The organism is Pseudomonas sp. R37(2017), from assembly GCF_002113375.1.
In the GTDB taxonomy this organism is placed as follows: domain Bacteria; phylum Pseudomonadota; class Gammaproteobacteria; order Pseudomonadales; family Pseudomonadaceae; genus Aquipseudomonas.
On record NZ_NEHO01000015.1, the window covers coordinates 106,685 to 124,278 of the forward strand.

The 17,594-nt window shown below is 56.1% G+C and carries 13 protein-coding genes; 9 read left to right on the plus strand and 4 right to left on the minus strand.

Annotated features, from left to right (window positions below; genetic code table 11):
• Positions 1-81 precede the first annotated feature (81 nt).
• The 9 genes from CAG47_RS21620 (at position 82) to CAG47_RS21660 (ending at position 12,324) form a co-directional block, all read left to right on the plus strand.
• On the plus strand, positions 82-852 hold the full coding sequence (locus tag CAG47_RS21620) for a hypothetical protein (RefSeq protein ID WP_177409052.1): 771 nt from the start codon (positions 82-84) through the stop codon (positions 850-852).
• Complete coding sequence (locus CAG47_RS21625; protein WP_085727209.1) at positions 849-6,374, plus strand: DEAD/DEAH box helicase; 5,526 nt, start codon at positions 849-851, stop codon at positions 6,372-6,374. The genes CAG47_RS21620 and CAG47_RS21625 overlap by 4 nt, the downstream gene beginning before the upstream one ends.
• A gap of 470 nt (positions 6,375-6,844) precedes the next feature.
• A complete protein-coding gene (gene hchA / locus CAG47_RS21630) occupies positions 6,845-7,723 on the plus strand; it encodes a glyoxalase III HchA (protein ID WP_085727211.1) in 879 nt (292 codons plus the stop codon).
• A gap of 8 nt (positions 7,724-7,731) precedes the next feature.
• Positions 7,732-8,442, plus strand: a complete 711-nt coding sequence (locus tag CAG47_RS21635; protein WP_256577507.1) for a PA1136 family autoinducer-binding transcriptional regulator — start codon at positions 7,732-7,734, stop codon at positions 8,440-8,442.
• A gap of 13 nt (positions 8,443-8,455) precedes the next feature.
• Positions 8,456-9,229: an SDR family oxidoreductase gene (locus tag CAG47_RS21640; protein WP_085727259.1), complete on the plus strand. Its 774-nt coding sequence runs from the start codon at positions 8,456-8,458 to the stop codon at positions 9,227-9,229.
• Between the two features lie 117 nt (positions 9,230-9,346).
• A complete protein-coding gene (gene hemB / locus CAG47_RS21645; RefSeq protein ID WP_085727215.1) occupies positions 9,347-10,321 on the plus strand; it encodes a porphobilinogen synthase in 975 nt (324 codons plus the stop codon).
• Positions 10,322-10,485: 164 nt separating this feature from the next.
• A complete protein-coding gene (locus CAG47_RS21650; protein WP_218190690.1) occupies positions 10,486-10,908 on the plus strand; it encodes a nuclear transport factor 2 family protein in 423 nt (140 codons plus the stop codon).
• A 117-nt stretch (positions 10,909-11,025) separates the two neighbouring features.
• Positions 11,026-11,928: an acetoacetate decarboxylase gene (locus CAG47_RS21655; protein WP_085727217.1), complete on the plus strand. Its 903-nt coding sequence runs from the start codon at positions 11,026-11,028 to the stop codon at positions 11,926-11,928.
• A gap of 99 nt (positions 11,929-12,027) precedes the next feature.
• Complete coding sequence (locus CAG47_RS21660; RefSeq protein ID WP_085727219.1) at positions 12,028-12,324, plus strand: putative quinol monooxygenase; 297 nt, start codon at positions 12,028-12,030, stop codon at positions 12,322-12,324.
• A 15-nt stretch (positions 12,325-12,339) separates the two neighbouring features.
• On the opposite strand, the gene CAG47_RS21665 is transcribed toward CAG47_RS21660, so the two are convergent.
• The 4 genes from CAG47_RS21665 to CAG47_RS21680 form a co-directional block, all read right to left on the minus strand.
• Entirely contained in the window at positions 12,340-13,602 is a 1,263-nt protein-coding gene (locus tag CAG47_RS21665) for an OprD family porin (protein ID WP_085727221.1), read from the minus strand.
• 145 nt (positions 13,603-13,747) lie between these two features.
• Complete coding sequence (locus tag CAG47_RS21670) at positions 13,748-15,520, minus strand: acyl-CoA dehydrogenase C-terminal domain-containing protein (RefSeq protein ID WP_085727224.1); 1,773 nt, start codon at positions 15,518-15,520, stop codon at positions 13,748-13,750.
• Between the two features lie 65 nt (positions 15,521-15,585).
• Positions 15,586-17,244: a cation acetate symporter gene (locus CAG47_RS21675; protein WP_085727226.1), complete on the minus strand. Its 1,659-nt coding sequence runs from the start codon at positions 17,242-17,244 to the stop codon at positions 15,586-15,588.
• Entirely contained in the window at positions 17,241-17,570 is a 330-nt protein-coding gene (locus CAG47_RS21680; protein WP_085727228.1) for a DUF485 domain-containing protein, read from the minus strand. Before CAG47_RS21680 ends, CAG47_RS21675 begins: the two co-directional genes overlap by 4 nt.
• Positions 17,571-17,594 lie beyond the last annotated feature (24 nt).

The following is a 17,594-nucleotide window of genomic DNA, read 5'->3' on the forward strand; positions in this document are numbered from 1 at the left end:
AGTATGGTCCGAAGGCGATTATCACCACTTTGGCCAGATCTCGCAGAGGATAAGGATGCGCGGCCTGGAGTGCTGTCGGTCTTGAATAGTTTAGGCGAGTTGGGTGACTTGGTCAGACTTCAAGGCGGAAGCTGGCTGACGCCACCAGCACATGCCATCAAAGCGGCCAATGACAGCGCAGTGATATTAGGCGGCGGTCCCATAGAGACTCTCCCTCACACCATCCAGACGCAAGCCGCAGGCAGGGTGCGACTTGTCGATGCAGTCGCCTGTAATGATTGGATCGACGTATGGGATGCTAGCGAGTGGATTGGTGCTCCTGTCGAAGGGCTCGAGGCTTGGTCTGTCCGACTGATAGAAACGATGAAGTTGCGGTTCACCGATGTGCCCGGCGAATTGGGTGACATTGCGATTTACGATAAAGGTAGATGGGGCGCCTTGGCGGAACTGCCCAACGCTGGAGGGGTTTTTCTTTCAAAATGCCAGACAGGTCCGGTGGCTTTACATTTCATTGGGGATTATTTCCGTGGGCGCATTCGCAAAATGGCCTCTCTCGACTTTCAGGATGCTAGACGACTCCGCTTTCATTTAGACGCCCAAGCTGGTCGGCCCATGAGAGTCAAGGCGGTGACCTCTCAGGGCTTTGTAAAACTTCGATTAGAACGTCGGTTACCCCCCCAGGAAGCCCGAGTGCTTTTACTGGGTTGGCAAATACCTACGCCTGAAGGCGAGCACCCAGGCGTGACGTATCACGTTTTACCTTTAGAAATGCTATCCATCGTGCGCGCTGCGCTCGACGGGTTAGGCGTGGTTTTGGATGAGCGCTGCGGCGCAGAAGGAGGGAACCAATGAGTGTGAAGTCCACGTTGACTGAAGCGGCAGGCGTCCATGAGACCGCGAGCAGCTTGGCTGATAGCCTAAGGCAATATATCGAGGCTCAGTATCATATTCTCGATGAAGGTCTCGTCAGGGAGCGACGCGCGCTTCTCCAAACGAATGAAACTATTGCTCAAACCCCATATGTGGAGTCAACGCCGGTCTACAAAGTGGGAACTCCCTACGAAGACTTGCCAATACCACAGGCTGCCTCTGACGCATTGACCAAATTATCGGTGATGGGACTTGGCCTTTACCCTCTGCCGTATGAGCACCAATCACAGGCGCTCACCTCATTCCTCGGCGATGAGGCTGCGGACCTGGTGGTGGCAACCGGTACGGGCTCGGGGAAAACAGAGAGCTTTTTGATGCCGGTCATTGGGAAACTAGCAGTAGAAGGCGCCGAGAGACCTGAATCTGCTGCTTTGCCGGGTTGTAGGGCGATATTGCTGTACCCCATGAACGCCCTGGTGAATGACCAACTCGCACGTATCCGTCGCATACTCGGTAACCCTGATGCAGCGAAAATGCTGTCGAACGGCAGAAAAACACCGATCCGCTTCGGCAGCTATACCGGCAGGACCCCATACCCGGGGCAGCGCTCTTCCACACGAGACGAGAAGTTCATCAAGCCACTCTTCGAGGAGTTTTATAAGAAAGTGGCCAAGATCCCGGCCATTCAAAAAGACCTGGCTCGTATTGGCCGTTGGCCAAGCAAAGATCTTGATGCTTTTTACGCGGATGATGCGGTTGAGACCAAAACCTACGCCTCCGGTAAGAAAATCGGCAATCAATTCGTTTCAAAAAATTGGAAGGGGCGGCTGCTAACTCAGCCTGGTGATCGTGAGCTCATGACACGGCACGAGATGCAGGCACGCTGTCCTGAACTGCTAGTGACAAACTACTCTATGCTCGAATACATGCTCATGAGACCGATTGAGCGTGGGATCTTCGAGCAGACGAGAGACTGGCTAAAAGAAGACATCCGGAACGAGTTCATACTCGTTCTGGATGAGGCGCATATGTACAGGGGGGCTGGAGGTGCTGAGGTCGCGCTTCTCATTCGCCGCCTATGTGCCCGCCTGGAAATTCCACGAGAACGTATGCGTTGCATTCTCACCAGTGCGAGTCTTGGCGCCGGCGAAACCGCCGTCGCGGACGGTGAACGATTTGCACGCGACTTGACCGGTTTGGTGGAAAGCTCCTCCCGCAAGGTCAGAGTTATTCAGGGGACGAACGAGCAGCGTTCCTCGGTGCACACGGTTACCCGTGAACAGATTGATGCCTTGGCGGGCTTTGATCTCGATGCCCTCCAAGAGGCAGCAAATGATCTCCCTTCTGCCCAAAAAGCCGCGGCGGCGCTTGCTGGACAGCTTGGTTGGGAAGCTCCACATGCAAGCGATCACTCATCATTTCGCGACTGGCTGTTTCGAAGCCTGACTGACTTCGGACCGCTGGAAAAACTTATTACCTTAGTGTCGGGTAAAGCGGTCAAGCTAGGGACTTTGAGCCAAACTCTTTTTGAGGGATGTCCTCTAGAAACAGCCGAAAAAGCTACCGACGCACTACTCGCCTTGGGTAGTCATGCACAGCGAAGCTCAGATGGTCGCGTGTTGCTTCCGACCCGTCTGCACTTATTTCATCGCGGATTGCCAGGACTCTATGCTTGCGTGGACCCAAACTGTTCTAAGCGCTTGGGGGAGCATGGCGGGCCTACCATTCTTGGCCGCCTTCACACTAAACCATTAAGTCATTGCGGTTGTGAGTCCAATGGTCGGGTCTATGAGTTGTTAACCCACCGTGATTGTGGCGCCGCCTTTATCCGAGGGTATGTCAGCGCTGAAATGGATTTTGTATGGCATCAGCCAAGCGGGCCATTGTCCGAGGGTGGAACCTTGGACCTTATGCCAGTTGAAATTTTCGTAGAGGAAACTGCTCACCCGCGCAGTCGACACAGGGACATGTGGCTGCACATCTCCACTGGCATCCTTTCTGCGACATGCCCAACTGAAGGAACCGGTTTCCGCAAAGTCCGTGTAGCAGATAAGGTTGCAGTTGGTCCTGATGTAGCTTTCGATAATTGCCCAGTCTGCATCCGTAGGACCAGAAACTCCAAAGACGAACCGTCGAAGATCATGGACCATGTTACGAAGGGCGAAGCACCGTTTACGACATTGGTTCGGACTCAGATGGCCCGTCAGGCGGCGAGCCGTGCTAACGATGCCAGACATCCCAATGGTGGTCGAAAAGTTCTCATTTTTTCCGACGGTCGCCAGAAAGCTGCTCGTCTGGCGCGAGATATTCCTCGAGATATTGAACTCGACGTTTTTCGTCAGGCTATCGCCCTGGCATGTGGGCAATTGGATGAGCAAAGGTTAGAACCTCGACCAACGCCGACGCTGTATCTCGCCTTCCTTTCCATTTTAGCTGGTCACGATCTCGCTATATTTGATGGCATGGATGCCAAGAAAATTGAGGATGCGCGTAGCGTCTTTGAGCGTGACTACGACTCTGATTTGGGTCAAGCGTTGGAGGATAGGTTCAACCCACAGGAGGCACCTGCACGTTATCGAATCGCTTTACTCAAGCTCTTATGTGGCAGCTATTACTCGCTTTCAGGTACGACCGTAGGCTTTGTAGTGCCTGCGCGAGCAAAGCTCAAAAAGCTGAAGGAGGTCCTGAGTAACGCAGGGATTTCAGTTGGGGACGAGGATCTTCTTGCGCTTGCGGTTGGCTGGATTGATTCCATGCTTCAGGATTTTGCCTTCGATGCGACAATCGATAAGGGTTACCGCTATAAGGCCGCTGGATACTACAAGCCCGCTTGGGGTAGTAAGGGACAGTTCGACAAGGCTTTGAGAGAGGCGCTCGCTAGCCGCTGGGGCTGGGATGCGTCCACCTATGAAGCTGTGGAAGCCGCTTTCCGCGGGCAGCTAGCCGATGAAGTCGATGGTGCGTGGTTCCTTGCTCCTAATTCTTTGCGCCTCGTGATTGATCTTTCCCACGTCTGGATTCAGTGTCCAGATTGCACTGCGCTGATGCCATTTGCGCTAGGCGGAAACATTTGTCTGTCCTGTGGAAGTGAAGGTGCAGTGCTGATCGACCCCTCGACGAGCGCCTATGTCACGGCACGCAAAGGTTTCTGGCGTCTTCCAGTAAAAGAGGCGCTTGAACCGGGAGCACGCCTCTCAAACTTGAGCGTGGAGGAGCATACTGCGCAACTGTCGAATCGGGACCGTAGCAAAGTCCATGCAACCACTGAGTTGTACGAATTGAGGTTCCAGGACGTTCTTGTTGGCGCCAAGGATAGGCCCATCGATGTTCTAAGTTGCACCACGACTATGGAGGTAGGCGTCGACATTGGCTCACTGGTAGCGGTCGCACTGAGAAACGTGCCTCCTCAACGCGAGAACTATCAGCAGCGCGCCGGGCGGGCAGGGCGGCGAGGTTCTTCTGTCTCCACCGTGGTGACATATTCGCAAAACGGGCCGCACGACAGCCATTACTTCTTAAACCCGGAGCACATCGCCGCCGGCCCTCCACGGACTCCTGAGGTCAAGGTCGACAATGCGAAGATTGCTCGCAGGCACGTGCATGCCTATCTGGTTCAGACTTTTTTTCATGAAGTGATGGCTCAGGGCACCAATCCTCCCGCAGAAAAAACCTCATTGCTTTTAAAGGCGCTTGGATTAACCCAGGACTTTTTTTACGGTGCCGATGATACGGGGCTCAATCTAGCGAGCTTCGAGAACTGGGTATCACGTCGAGTTCTCGCATCAGATGCGGATCTGAAAGCCTCGGTTTTGGCTTGGTTGCCGCCTAACTTGGACACTCGCGGTTCTACTCTTGGTGACTGGTTAGTGGAAACGGTTGAGGGCTTGCTGTCGACTCTGCGCGAGCTCACTTCAGATGTACCGCCGCCCATCGCGTCTGATGAGATTAGTGAGGAGGAAGCCGAGGTAGATGAAAATCCCGGAACCGGTGTTGAGCAGAAGGAGCTTTTGGAGTTCCTGTTCTTCCATGGGCTGTTGCCGAGCTATGCCTTCCCAACGAGTCTCTCCAGCTTCCTGGTCGAAGAACTGAAGAAAAACTCGAATGGCAATTGGGAGATCCGTACGCTTCAACGACCCCAGCAGGCAATTTCTAAAGCCCTTAGCGAGTACGCGCCGGGTCGGCTTATCGTGATCGACAAAAAGACCTACCGATCGGGAGGTGTTTTTGCAGATATGCCCGCCGGTGAGGTGAATCGCGCTCGTCCACTTTTCAAAAACTCAAAAAAACATGTTCACTGCGAAGCATGCTCATTTGTACGAGACCCCAACAAAGCTGGAGGTAATGGTGAAATTTGCCCGGTATGTGGTGGCAAACTAAAGGAGGAAACCATGATTTTGCCGGAGGTATTCGGCCCAGAAAATGCGCAAGATCTTCCAGAGGATGATCGTGAGCAGGACATTACTTTTGCCACCATGGCTCAATTTCCTCAACCTGTTGACCCTGAGGTGTTTACCTTCACCGAGTGTGGACCTAACGCAAGCTTCACTCACGCGACCGACCGAACATTGGTAACAGTTAACCGGGGTAAGGAAGGTTCGCAGCTTGGCGGGTTTTCGGTTTGTGTCGACTGTGGGCATGCCACCGTATTCGATCAATATGCACCGCAGGCGGGAGTGCATGACCGTCCATACCGACAACTGGGTCCAAAAGGGACACCGCCGCGCTGCTCTGGCACATTCCGGCGAGTCCTGCTGGGCCATGACTTCAGCACCGACCTTCTCTTGTTGAGGCTAAAGATTGCCGAGCCATTGGTAACAAACACGGTTGACGTAGTCGTGTTGCAGATGCTCGAAGATGCATTGCACTCGATAGCGGAAGCGCTTCGACTTGCTGCAAGCCGGCACCGGCAATTGGATGTGGATCCTGCTGAGTTCGGTTCTGGTTTCCGCATTGAGCCCGCGCTTAAGGACAACGCTCGAATGCTCGACATCTTTTTGTATGACACCCTTTCAGGAGGAGCAGGGTATGCCGAGGTCGCAGCTAGGAATTTGCCTGAAATTCTCGAGTCGACTCTTGCGCTTTTGGAAGGCTGCACGTGCGAAACCTCCTGCACTGAATGCCTAAACCATTTTCACAATCAGCACCTTCAGAAAAGACTCGACCGGAAACTTGGCGCACTGCTACTCCGTTACGCAGTGTTGGGCGAGAAGCCTAGCTGCTCCTCTCCTGACGAGCAGGTAGCCACACTGTCCCAACTTCGCTCAAGCCTCGAATTGGATGGTTTCCGTTGTACGCCAGTCGGGATCCCAGAGATCCCCCTGCTGGTAGAGCGGGACGGCCGGCGTGTTGCCATTGGCTGCTATCCAGGCCTTATTGGAACGCCAGAGTTTGTGCATCCTGTCAGGCACGCCACAGATGTCAGCGACAGTCTTGAGCTGAACGAGTACTTGCTCAGGTCCAACCTGCCTGACACACATCAGAGGGTACGAGCAATGTTTCAATAACTGGGTGGTCGGTTAGTTTGGCGATATTTCTAACTGATTGATTAGTCCCTGGTCCAAATTGAGGTCTGTACAAGCTCAGCTTCATCTTGGCTACATCGGCTTGCGCTAGCGGTGTAGCTACGATCTATCCTCCCTTGTGGTGAAACCCAATCCAGCGGGCCTTGAGTGACCAACAGTTGCCCCTTTGGCACACGCAACGTCCATACAGATCGACCTCATCCCCTGCGTACAGTAAAGATGTCCTTGGTCAGTTGATCGAATCGTCGGTGATTAGAAGGACACAATCCGAGCAATAGAAACTGCCGGTCGGATTCAGCTAGCCCCGACTTTTGCTGGACTAAACTTTCCGTCTGACGTTGAGATCATGGTGGTGCTATCAGCATGTTCGATTGAGGGAAAACCCTCATTGCTGCTGGTATGACAGCTACCTAGTATGACAACGGAATTCACTCAGAACGACGGAGTAAGTCATGACCAATACTCAAGCTGACGACAAGCGCCCAACCGTGGATCCGGCAGAGGACAATGCATTTTTCCCCTCGCCCTATTCGCTTAGCCAGTTCACCTCTCCAAAATCCGATCTTAGTGGTGCCGACTATCCAGATCCTTACAAGGGCGGGCGCTGGAAGGTGCTGGTGATCGGCGCTGATGAGCGTTATCTATTGACTGATAACGGCAAGATGTTCTCGACAGGAAACCATCCTGTGGAAACGCTACTACCCATGTATCACCTGGACAAAGCCGGGTTTGCGTTTGATATCGCGACCTTGTCGGGTAACCCTGTCAAGTTCGAGTTCTGGGCTATGCCTTCTGAAGATGCGGAGGTGAAGGGGCTGTACGCCAAATATCGCGATCAATTCAAACAACCTATAAAGCTGGCTGAGGTGATCGACAAAGCACTAGGCGATGACTCTGACTATATCGGTGTATTCATCCCAGGTGGCCACGGCGCACTGATTGGTTTGCCCGAGAGTGCCGATGTGAAAAAGGTCCTTGAGTGGGCGGCCGCCAAGGACAAGTTCGTGATTTCGTTGTGCCACGGACCGGCGGCGTTGCTCGCTGCGGGTATGGGTGAAAACAAAGACTCCTACATCTTCAGCGGTTACAAGATCTGCGCGTTCCCCGATGACCTCGACGACAAGACTCCCGACATCGGCTACATGCCGGGTCACCTGACTTGGAGGTTCGGTGAGCAACTTACAGTACTGGGCTTTGAGATTATCAACAAAGATATTTCCGGTGCGGTTCATCAGGACCGCAAGATGCTGACCGGAGACAGCCCGTTGGCGGGTAACGCACTAGGTAAGCTGGCGGCGGCTGCACTGTTGAAAGAGGTCGCTGGAAGGTGATCCCCGGTGTGGCTGAGGCAGCCTTGCGAATCGTCCTGGAGATAGAGCGCGCCTCGACACTCTCGTTGATCCAGAAAGCCGTTCGTTCCTTTACCAAGCGCTTTGGCTATGACCGATTCGTCCTTTTTTCTGCCTCATCGGCACGCGACGACGTGGTCGAGCGCATTTATTGGGTCGAAGGGAATTGGTTGGGCGACGGCCAGACGGTCGATGCCGAGACCTACGTTCGGCGTTGCCCGGTCACCCGTCACATTCTGGAGGCCCGCGAACCTTTCTTTTGGACGAAAACCCAATGTGAAAGCGGGGGCAGTTATCGTGTGGTCCGCCGTCCCGTCGGTAACGGTCCACACGGTTTGCAGGTACCCGTTTTTGGTCCCTTGGGTCTGGAGGGCGCCATGAGCCTGGGCGGGGAGAAGGTGGATAGCAGCGCCGACGTTCGCCTGATGTTGGGGATTGTGGCCACAGCGGCGTTTTTTTCCGCTCGCCGATTGCTGGAGTCGCCTACTGGCAGTGACGTGGTCAGGCTGCTCTCCGGTCGCGAGCGCGAGGTGTTGGCCTGGACGGCTGCAGGTCGACGTCAGGCTGATATTGCTGCAGCGCTCGGGTTATCCGAGCGCACCGTGGAAAACCATCTACGCGCAGCACGGCGCCGCCTTGGGGTGGCAACTACAGCGCAAGCCATCAAGATCGCCATTCGCAATGGCGACCTTGGCGACTGAGGAGGTCGGCAAGATGAGTAAATCCGTGCTAGTGACAGGCGCTGCAACGGGCTTCGGGCGAGGTGTAGCCTGGGCGCTGGCTGCGCAGGGGCACAAGGTCGTCGCTGGGTGCCAAATCTGGCCCCAGGTCTGGGAACTGCGCAATGCTGCGATGGCGACCGGGCTTGAGATGCAAGTCATTAAGCTTGACGTACTCAACGAGATTGACCGGAGCAATGCATTGGCAATCGAAATTGACGTTCTATTCAACAACGCGGGCATCATGGAGTCAGGGCCGATTGTCGAGATCCCCATGTCGGTCTTTCGTTCGGTCTTTGAAACCAATGTATTTGCCGCGCTTGAGCTAGCGCAAGGCTTTGCCCGCGCCATGGTGCAGCGTGGCAGCGGGCGGATTGTCTGGACCTCGTCCGTGGCCGGCCTGGTCAAAGTCCCTTTCGATGGGGCGTATGCCGCTTCCAAGCATGCTGTCGAAGGCATTTGCTCGGCGATGCACGATGAACTCGAGCCTTACGGTGTAGAGGTGGTCACCGTCAATCCGGGTGCCTATCGCACAGGTTTTAACGATACAGGCATGGAGAGCATGGACCAGTGGTGGCATCAGGGTGATCGTGTTGTCACCCATTGGCCGGTGCGTGAGCTCAACCGTCAGCATGATCCGGCCGAGATGATCAAGGCCATCGTAGCGGTAATTGAACAGGACAAACCGGCCTATCGTACCGTACGACCCGCGAGTGCCGAGGAAATGGTGAAAAAAGAGCAGGCAGACGTATGGGTACGGCGAGCCTAGAAATCAGGGCTCTGTATGGACTTGTAGTCCTTGATACAAGTGAGTCTCTCGCCCGTATGCCTTCGATCGAAGGGGGCGGACTTTAGTTACCCGGTTACACAAATCTCTGGAGCGCCAATGTCAAATCTGTTCCCCATTACCCGTCTGCGGCGCTTGCGACAGAATAAGTCGTTACGCAGGCTGTTTCAGGAAACCGAGTTTCGCCTCGATAACCTGATCCTTCCAATCTTCGTTGAAGAGGAGGTCGATGATTTCGTACCGATCACCAGCATGCCGGGGGTCAACCGTATTCCGGAGAGGATGCTAGCCCGCGAGGTCGAGCGTTATGCCCGAGCGGGGATCAAATCGGTGATGACCTTTGGTGTTTCGCACCACCTGGACGAGAGTGGCAGCGACACCTGGCGTGAGGACGGTCTGGTGGCGCGTATGGCGCGGATCTGCAAGGACGCCGTGCCGGAAATGGTGGTGATGTCTGATACATGTTTTTGTGAGTACACCAATCACGGTCACTGCGGCGTCGCGCACAACGGTGATGTAGATAACGATGCCACATTGGTCAATCTCGCCAGGCAGGCGGTAGTGGCCGCCGCAGCCGGAGCTGACTTCATCGCCCCGTCGGCAGCAATGGATGGACAGGTCCAGGCTATCCGCAGTGCGCTGGACGCTGCCGGCTTAAATCACACAGCAATCATGGCCTATTCGACCAAGTTTGCTTCCTCGCTCTATGGCCCATTTAGAGAAGCTGGCGGCACGGTCCTTAAGGGTGATCGCAGAAGCTACCAAATGAACCCAATGAATCGCCGCGAAGCTGTGCGTGAATCGCTGCTTGATGAGCAGGAGGGTGCCGATGCACTGATGGTCAAGCCCGCGGGTGCCTACCTTGACGTGATCGCCGACATACGTGGAGTGTCACGCCTGCCACTGGCTGCATACCAGGTCAGTGGTGAGTACGCAATGATCAAGTTCGCTGCTTTGGCGGGGGCAATCGATGAAGAACAGGTTGTACGCGAGAGTATTGGAGCAATAAAGCGTGCGGGTGCAGATTTGATCCTGACGTATTTTGCGATGGATCTTGCACGTGACGGAATTTGAAGGGGGCAAGGTGAAGCTCCTTCAATACACGCATTGAACAGATGCTGAGTCATTAAAAAAATTAATTTTGAGTCGAACTATCGACGTCGTGAAATTCGGGTGAGGGGCTTGCTCATGCAATGTGACAACTGCACCAGCCGATTGATGAAGCGAGGAGTCAGAAGGTGAAAGCAGCCTTGGAAATCGCGCAACATTTTTTTATGCGGTATCACGCTCACGATCTGAAAGGGATGTTGGCGTGTTTTTCTGCAGATGGACGAATTGATTATCTGCCTATTCAACTGGAAGGACCGGCAGGTGTTGCAGGCTTGCAAATCTGGAGCGCACTGATTGATGCATTTCCTGATTTGAGTAACGAGGTTACTGCTCATTATGTTGATGCACGCGGGCAGGCAATTGTGCTTGAGGTCACCATCCGCGGTACCCAGGCGAAGGATGCATTCGGTATTGACAACCTGGGGCGTAGCTTTGAGCTACCTCATGTCTTCATCCTTAAAATCGCTAACGACGGGCTCATCCAGTCGATGAAGGCGTATTGGGATAATGTGACGTGGTTCCAGGCATTGGGTAAAACTCAACTTGAATAACAGCTCATGGCATCTTTTCGGCAGTGTCGATAGCGGCAGTGCTTCACCTGGCGCCGCGATGATGTACGCCGGTAAACAAGGTGGGTGTTTTTGTATCCATGAATCAGGAGGAACACGATGAACTGCCCAATTGATCTTTCGCGTAGGCAAGTACTCCTCACAGCCGGTATCGGACTTGCGGCAGCCTCAACACCATTGCTTGCGCAGTCGCTAAGTGGGACGCAATCTTCCACTCGCACCACGGGCGGACTGTATCTACCAAACTCTGCGGCAGGTACTCCACTCACCCCTGAAAGCGTTCGCCAGAAGGCTTATGCGATGCCGATTGTATCGCCAGCGTACCCACAACCACCCAGCTGGTTTCTAGATCGTCCTTCGCTCACGATCAGCTATCGCACGGATATCGAGTTAGTACGGGCGATGGTGCCTGAGCCGCTGGTGGTGAAAGATCCCATCGTCAGCCTTTCCTTCCTCTGGATGGTTGCGCCGGGCATCGGAGACTATTATGAGTTTGCCCAAGGAATCTCGTGCTATTTGGGGGACGAAGCTGTCAGTTTTCGTCCGCTAATGGTGGCGGAGAATGTCACGGCGATCATGCTCGGTCGGGAGGTGTGGGGGTTACCCAAGAAGTTTGGCCATCCTCGGGTGGGGCAGAACAATGAATCCTATGTAGGTACTCTCGAATATGACGGAACCTTGGTAGCCCGAGCAAGCATGGCTTACAAGTATCAGGAAATTGACCTGGCCGAAGCATCGAAATCCATGCGTACTCCAGGGGTTGTCCTTAAGGTCATTCCGGACGTCGACGGCAAGACTCCACGTATTGCTGAACTGGTGAGGTTTGAGTATTCGACCGTCGAGCTCAAGGAAGCCTGGACGGGTGCCGCGAGCCTCGAGCTGTTTGATCATGAGGCCGTGCCAATCGCCGCTTTGCCTGTTCGCGAAATAGTTTCCGTGCGCCACACCCTCGGCAATTACCTACTGGCTCCCGGCAAGGTTGTTCACGACTACCTCAAGTAATTGTCGCTCGAAGTCAGCGGCTGAGGTTTGACTTCCCGCAGCGTCATCAGTTTGTTGTTCGGCCTGATGCTGTGGTCTTGATTCGGAGTAACTACGTAGATGCCTGCCACGTTGTACGTTACTGCCAGTTTCGTGGTGAAGCCTGAAGGGCTGGATGAAATACTTGAGCATCTGACTGCACTCAGCTTGAAAACGCGTGAGGAGCCTGGATGCTTGGAATACGGCTATTTCCAGTCACTTGACAATCCACTACAGATCTCGTCCTTCGAACGCTGGAAAAGCGAGGAGTCGGAGGCATCGCACTGGCAGACTGAACACCTGGCCACCGCGCTTGCGAGGGTCGCTGGGTTGTTGCAGGCCTCACCGCAGATCAGCAAGTATCGACGTTTCTGCTGATCCGCGGGCGATCAATTACCAGAGCGATAGGGTGTAACTGACGATCAGGCGATTGTCATCCAGGTCATTGCCGAAATGGCTAGCCCGGACAGTTGCGTTGCGCCACCGCACTCCCAGATTCTTCAGGGGACCGCTTTGGAAGGCATAGGCAATGTCGGTGTCGCGCTCCCACTCCTTGCCTTCTGGCTTGTTTGCGCCAAGGTCAATGTTGTCGCCGCTGAGGTAGCGGGTCATGAATGTCAGCCCGGGTATGCCAAGCCCGACGAAGTCGAAGTCGTAACGCAGTTGCCAGGATCGCTCGTCACGGTTGGCAAAGTCGCCGAACTGCACGTAATTGAACAGGAAAGGGTCGCTGCCGGCGATGTAGGCGTACCCGGTGTCACCGCTCATGCGCTGGAACGCCAGGCCGATTCCGTGGGCGCCGTATCGGTAGTTCATCATCGCGCCATAAGCACCATTGTCGATGGTGCTGTAGCCGGCGTCATTGGCCCTGGCGCCACGTACTTCAGTCTTTAGCCATTGCTGCGGGCCAAGGGGCAGCAGGTGGGAAGCAAAGACGATGTGCTGGCGATACAGGTCTTGCAGTTCGCCGTAGTGATAGCCGGTGCTCAAATGCTCGCTCCACTGATAGCTTATGCCGGCGAAGTTGAAGGCATTGCTGCTTTTGCTTGAGCGGGCACCGATGCCACCGGCGCTACCGTTACTTACCGTCATGTTCTCGTTGTCGGAGGAGTTGCGCTGATTCACCTGGGTAAGGTGCCCGGCGTCCAGGGTCAGTCCGGTCAGTTCCTTTGAGTTCAAGTGGATACCACGAAAGGTCTGTGGCAGCAGGCGCGCATCGTTAGCGGAAACCGTTGGCAAGCGCGGCTGCAAGGTGCCCAGGCGCAGCAGGGTTTGGGAGAGCTTGAGTTTTGCCGTCAGGCCCAGCTCGCTGTATTCGTCCTCTGCTCGGCGCGTCTGGCGGTCTTGCTTGAGCAATTGCGTTCCGCTGCGTCCCGCGCCGGAATCCAATTTCAGGCCCAACAGGCCCATAGCATCGACGCCGATTCCCAAGTCACCCTCGGTGAATCCAGACTCATAACGCAGCAGCAAGCCTTGCGCCCATTCCTCGGCTTTGGCCTGTGGTGCGTCATGCTGGCGAAAGTCTCGGTTCATGTAGAAGTTGCGCAATTCCAGTGACGCCTTGGACCCTTGGAGCATATCGGCTTGGGTCGGCAGGCCTAGGCCCAGGGTACTTGCCCCCAGCAATAGATGAAGGGTGAGTGTGGTGCGGTCCATGTTCAGGTTCTCTTGTTGTTATTGATGGAACAGCAGGCTTCGCACCGGGCCGTAGGCCCGATGTGGGGTAGGGAGGAAGGCATAGGCGTCGAGGGTCACACGATGCGGTTGTTGGCCGTTGCCTATCGCTACTCTCGCAGGTTGGTCAGAACTGCTCGGCTGGTAATTCGTAGAGGCAGGCGCTGCCTGCCCGGATAGTGGCTTCCAGGCTCAGGGTTCGTGGCAGCAGGCGTTTGAAGAAGAATTCGGCGGTTGCCAGCTTGGCCGCGTAGAACGGGTCGCCATCGCCCTGCCGTTGCTGCGCGACATCGGCCATGCGGACCCACATGTAGGCATAGGCGGTGTAGCCGAACAGATGCAGGTATTCCACAGAGGCCGCACCCACCTCCTGCGGATGGTGTTTGGCGCGATCCATTAACCAGCGACTGACGTCTTCCAAGCGCTCGGTTGCTGCCAGAAGGTCGTTGGCATGGGGCGCTTGTCGCAGCCGGCAGAACTTGCGCACTTCGGCGGACAAGTCACGGAGCGCCACTCCACCGTTGGCGATCACCTTGCGCCCAAGCAGGTCCAGGGCCTGAATGCCGTTGGCGCCTTCATAGATCTGGGCGATACGAACGTCGCGCACCAGTTGCTCCTGGCCCCATTCACGGATATAGCCGTGGCCACCGAACACCTGTTGTCCATGCACGCAGCTTTCCAGGCCCGTGTCTGTGAAGAAGGCCTTGGCCACAGGCGTCAGCAGGGCCACTAGGCCTTCGGCACGGGCGCGTTCGTCAGGGTTGTCGCTGTACTTGGCGATGTCCAACTGTTGCCCCACGTAGCTGGCAAAGGCACGCCCACCTTCGGTGAGCGCCTTCATGCTCAACAACTGGCGGCGTATATCGGGGTGTACCACAAGGGGGTCGGCAATCTTGTCAGGCGCTACCGGCCCCGTGGGCGCTCGGCCCTGGGTGCGTTCGCGGGCGTAGGCCACTGCGGCCTGGTAGGAGGCATCGGCGCAGCCAATGCCTTGAATGCCAATGGAGAGCCGCTCGTAGTTCATCATAGTGAACATTGCCGCCAGGCCACGGTTTGGCTCACCGATCAAGTAACCCCGGGCATTGTCGAAATGCATCACGCAGGTTGCAGAAGCCTTGATACCCATCTTGTGCTCGATGGAGCCGCAGCTCACCGCATTGCGCTCGCCGAGTGAGCCGTCATTGTTGACCAGCACCTTGGGTACCAGGAACAGCGAGATGCCCTTGGCGCCTGCGGGGGCGTCGGGCAACTTGGCTAGCACCAGATGGATGATGTTCTCGGTCAAGTCCTGCTCGCCACCGGTGATAAAGATCTTGGTGCCGCTGATGCGGTAGCTGCCGTCAGCCTGAGGCTGTGCGCGGGTACGGATCATGCCGAGATCTGTACCGGCATGGGCTTCAGTCAGACACATGGATCCGGCCCAGCGCCCTTGGTACATGGCAGGTAAATAGGTGGCGCGCAGGTCGTCACTGGCGTGAGCATCGATTGCCAGACAGGCACCGGAGGAGAGGGCCGAGTACAGCGCAAAGCTTGAGTTGGCTGCATAGAGCATTTCTTCGAACTGCACGGCGAGCATTTTCGGCATCCCCATCCCTTCCAACTGCGGGTTGCCGGACAGGCCGACCCAGCCACCCGCAGCATAGTCAGCATAGGCCTCGCGAAATCCGGCCGGGGTGGTGACCACCCCGTCATGCCATTGAGCCTCTTGTTCGTCACCGCTGCGATTGAGGGGGGCGATACGCTGTCCAGTGATCTTGGCAGCTTCTTCGAGGATGGCATTGGCCGTGTCGGAATCGACTCGCTCGGCCAGCTCAGGTAACTGTTGCCACAGGGCGGGGGCGTCGAAGACCTCATGCAGGACGAAACGCATGTCACGCAGTGGAGCGCTGTATTTGGGCATGTAACGAAACCTCTTGGTGCATTGGGGGCGGGCACGCGGTGAAGCAGGCACACGTGTCGGATGGGTCAGTGATCAGTGGCGGTGGCGATGCCGACACCGGTCTGGGCGCGAACGAGTTGATCGTCGAAACCTTCACGGTCCAGGCCTGCCCTGACGCTGCGGTCGAAACGGGACACTAGAACAATTACCAGGAAGGTCAGAGGCATGGCGAACAGCGCCGGGTGGTCAAAGGGGAAGATCGCTTTTTGGTGACCCAGTACCGTGACCCAGACCGTGGGCGAGAGGACCACTAGGGTCAATGCCGACAGCAGGCCGGTCAGCCCTCCGTAGATCGCGCCACGGGTGGTCAGGCCTTTCCAGTACATGGCCATGAACAACACCGGGAAGTTGGCCGAGGCCGCGATGCCGAACGTAAGTCCGACCAGAAAGGCAATGTTCACCTGTTCGAACAGAATGCCCAGTGCCATGGCCAGCAACCCGAGGATGACCACCGCGATACGCGAGACGCGCATCTCTTGGGCCTCGCTAGCGGTACCCTGCTTGATGACCGTTGCGTAGATATCGTGGGAGATGGCCGAGGCGCCGGCCAGAGTTAATCCTGCGACCACGGCGAGGATCGTGGCGAATGCCACGGCAGATAGGAAACCCAGGAACAGGTTGCCTCCTACTGCCTTGGCCAGGTGCATCGCCACCATGTTGCCGCCGCCAAGTAGTACACCGCCGACCTTGCCGTCGACAAAGTACTGCGCATCAGTGCCAACGATGACGATGGCGGCAAAGCCGAGCACGCAGACCACCAGGAAGAAATAACCGATAAAGCCTGAGGCGTAAAACACTGACTTGCGAGCTTCACGGGCGTTGGGCACGGTGAAGAAACGCATCAAGATATGCGGCAGCCCCGCCAGGCCGAACACCAGGCCGAGCGCCATGGAGGCTACGTTCAGCGGATTGGCCAGCATGCTGCCAGGTCCCATGATGGCCCATCCGGTGGCGTGGCTTTGCACTGCTCGGTTGGCCAGCGTTTCCAGGCTGAAACCAAAAGGCGCTAGGGCCATCAGCATCAGCACGGTGCCACCTACCAGCAGCAGGATAGCCTTGGTGATTTGTACCCAGGTGGTTGCAAGCATACCGCCGAAGATCACATAGACCAGCATCAACAAGCCCACCACGACCACCGCAGTCGAGTAGTCCAGGCCGAAGAGAAGCTTGATCAATTGGCCAGCCCCGACCATTTGCAGGAGCAGGTAGCAGCAGACCACTGTCAGGGAGCCACAAGCGGCGAGCATTCGGATGCGCCGCTGGTCGAGCCGGAACGAGACAATGTCGGCAAAGGTATAGCGCCCAAGGTTACGCAGGCGCTCGGCCATCAAAAAGGTGAGGATGGGCCAGCCGACGAAAAAGCCAATCACGTAGATAAATCCATCGTAACCCTTTGCGAAGACCATGCTGGAAAGCCCCAGCAGGGTCGAGGCCGACATGTAATCACCGGCAATCGCCAGACCGTTCTGCAGGCCCGTGATGCCACCGCCCGCGGTATAGAAGTCGCTGGCCGAGCGTGTCTGGCGGGCGGCCCACCATGTAATCATCAACGTGATGGATACAAAGAGTAGGAACATGCCGATCGCACCCAGATTCATTTCTTGTCGCGGTGACTCGGCCGCTGAGGCGAGCAACGGTTGGCATAGCAAGGCGGTTGCCGGGAGCTGGACATGTAGGCGCTTCATACTTGGCTCTCCTTGACAATGCTGGCGCTGAGGCTATCGAAGTGGGTGTTAGCGCGGTACACGTACCAGGCCGTAAGCAGCCAGGCGATCACGATGAGCAAGGTGGCAATCGGGATGCCCAGGCTCAGGTGGCTACCCGGGTAGAGCGGCTGGTGCAGCAGCTCAGGCAGGCTGGCGGCAACCCCCATGAACAGGAAGTAGCCGCACAACACCAGTGCACTCAGCTTCCAGGTCATTCGCGAACGGGTCTGGATCAGGGCGATGAATCGGGGGTTTTCCCGGATGCGACGGTAGTGGTCGGCATGGGTGTCGGTCGTACTGTTCATGTAGCCTCCGCTTGTTTTTGTTGT

Bases quoted from the DNA above. Each gene is read 5' to 3' on its own strand.
- CAG47_RS21625 (WP_085727209.1), top strand. From the start codon at position 849: ATGAGTGTGAAGTCCACGTTGACTGAAGCGGCAGGCGTCCATGAGACC.
- hchA (WP_085727211.1), top strand. From the start codon at position 6,845: ATGACCAATACTCAAGCTGACGACAAGCGCCCAACCGTGGATCCGGCA.
- CAG47_RS21640 (WP_085727259.1), top strand. From the start codon at position 8,456: ATGAGTAAATCCGTGCTAGTGACAGGCGCTGCAACGGGCTTCGGGCGA.
- hemB (WP_085727215.1), top strand. From the start codon at position 9,347: ATGTCAAATCTGTTCCCCATTACCCGTCTGCGGCGCTTGCGACAGAAT.
- CAG47_RS21655 (WP_085727217.1), top strand. From the start codon at position 11,026: ATGAACTGCCCAATTGATCTTTCGCGTAGGCAAGTACTCCTCACAGCC.
- CAG47_RS21660 (WP_085727219.1), top strand. From the start codon at position 12,028: ATGCCTGCCACGTTGTACGTTACTGCCAGTTTCGTGGTGAAGCCTGAA.
- CAG47_RS21665 (WP_085727221.1), bottom strand. From the start codon at position 13,602: ATGGACCGCACCACACTCACCCTTCATCTATTGCTGGGGGCAAGTACC.
- CAG47_RS21670 (WP_085727224.1), bottom strand. From the start codon at position 15,520: ATGCCCAAATACAGCGCTCCACTGCGTGACATGCGTTTCGTCCTGCAT.
- CAG47_RS21675 (WP_085727226.1), bottom strand. From the start codon at position 17,244: ATGAAGCGCCTACATGTCCAGCTCCCGGCAACCGCCTTGCTATGCCAA.
- CAG47_RS21680 (WP_085727228.1), bottom strand. From the start codon at position 17,570: ATGAACAGTACGACCGACACCCATGCCGACCACTACCGTCGCATCCGG.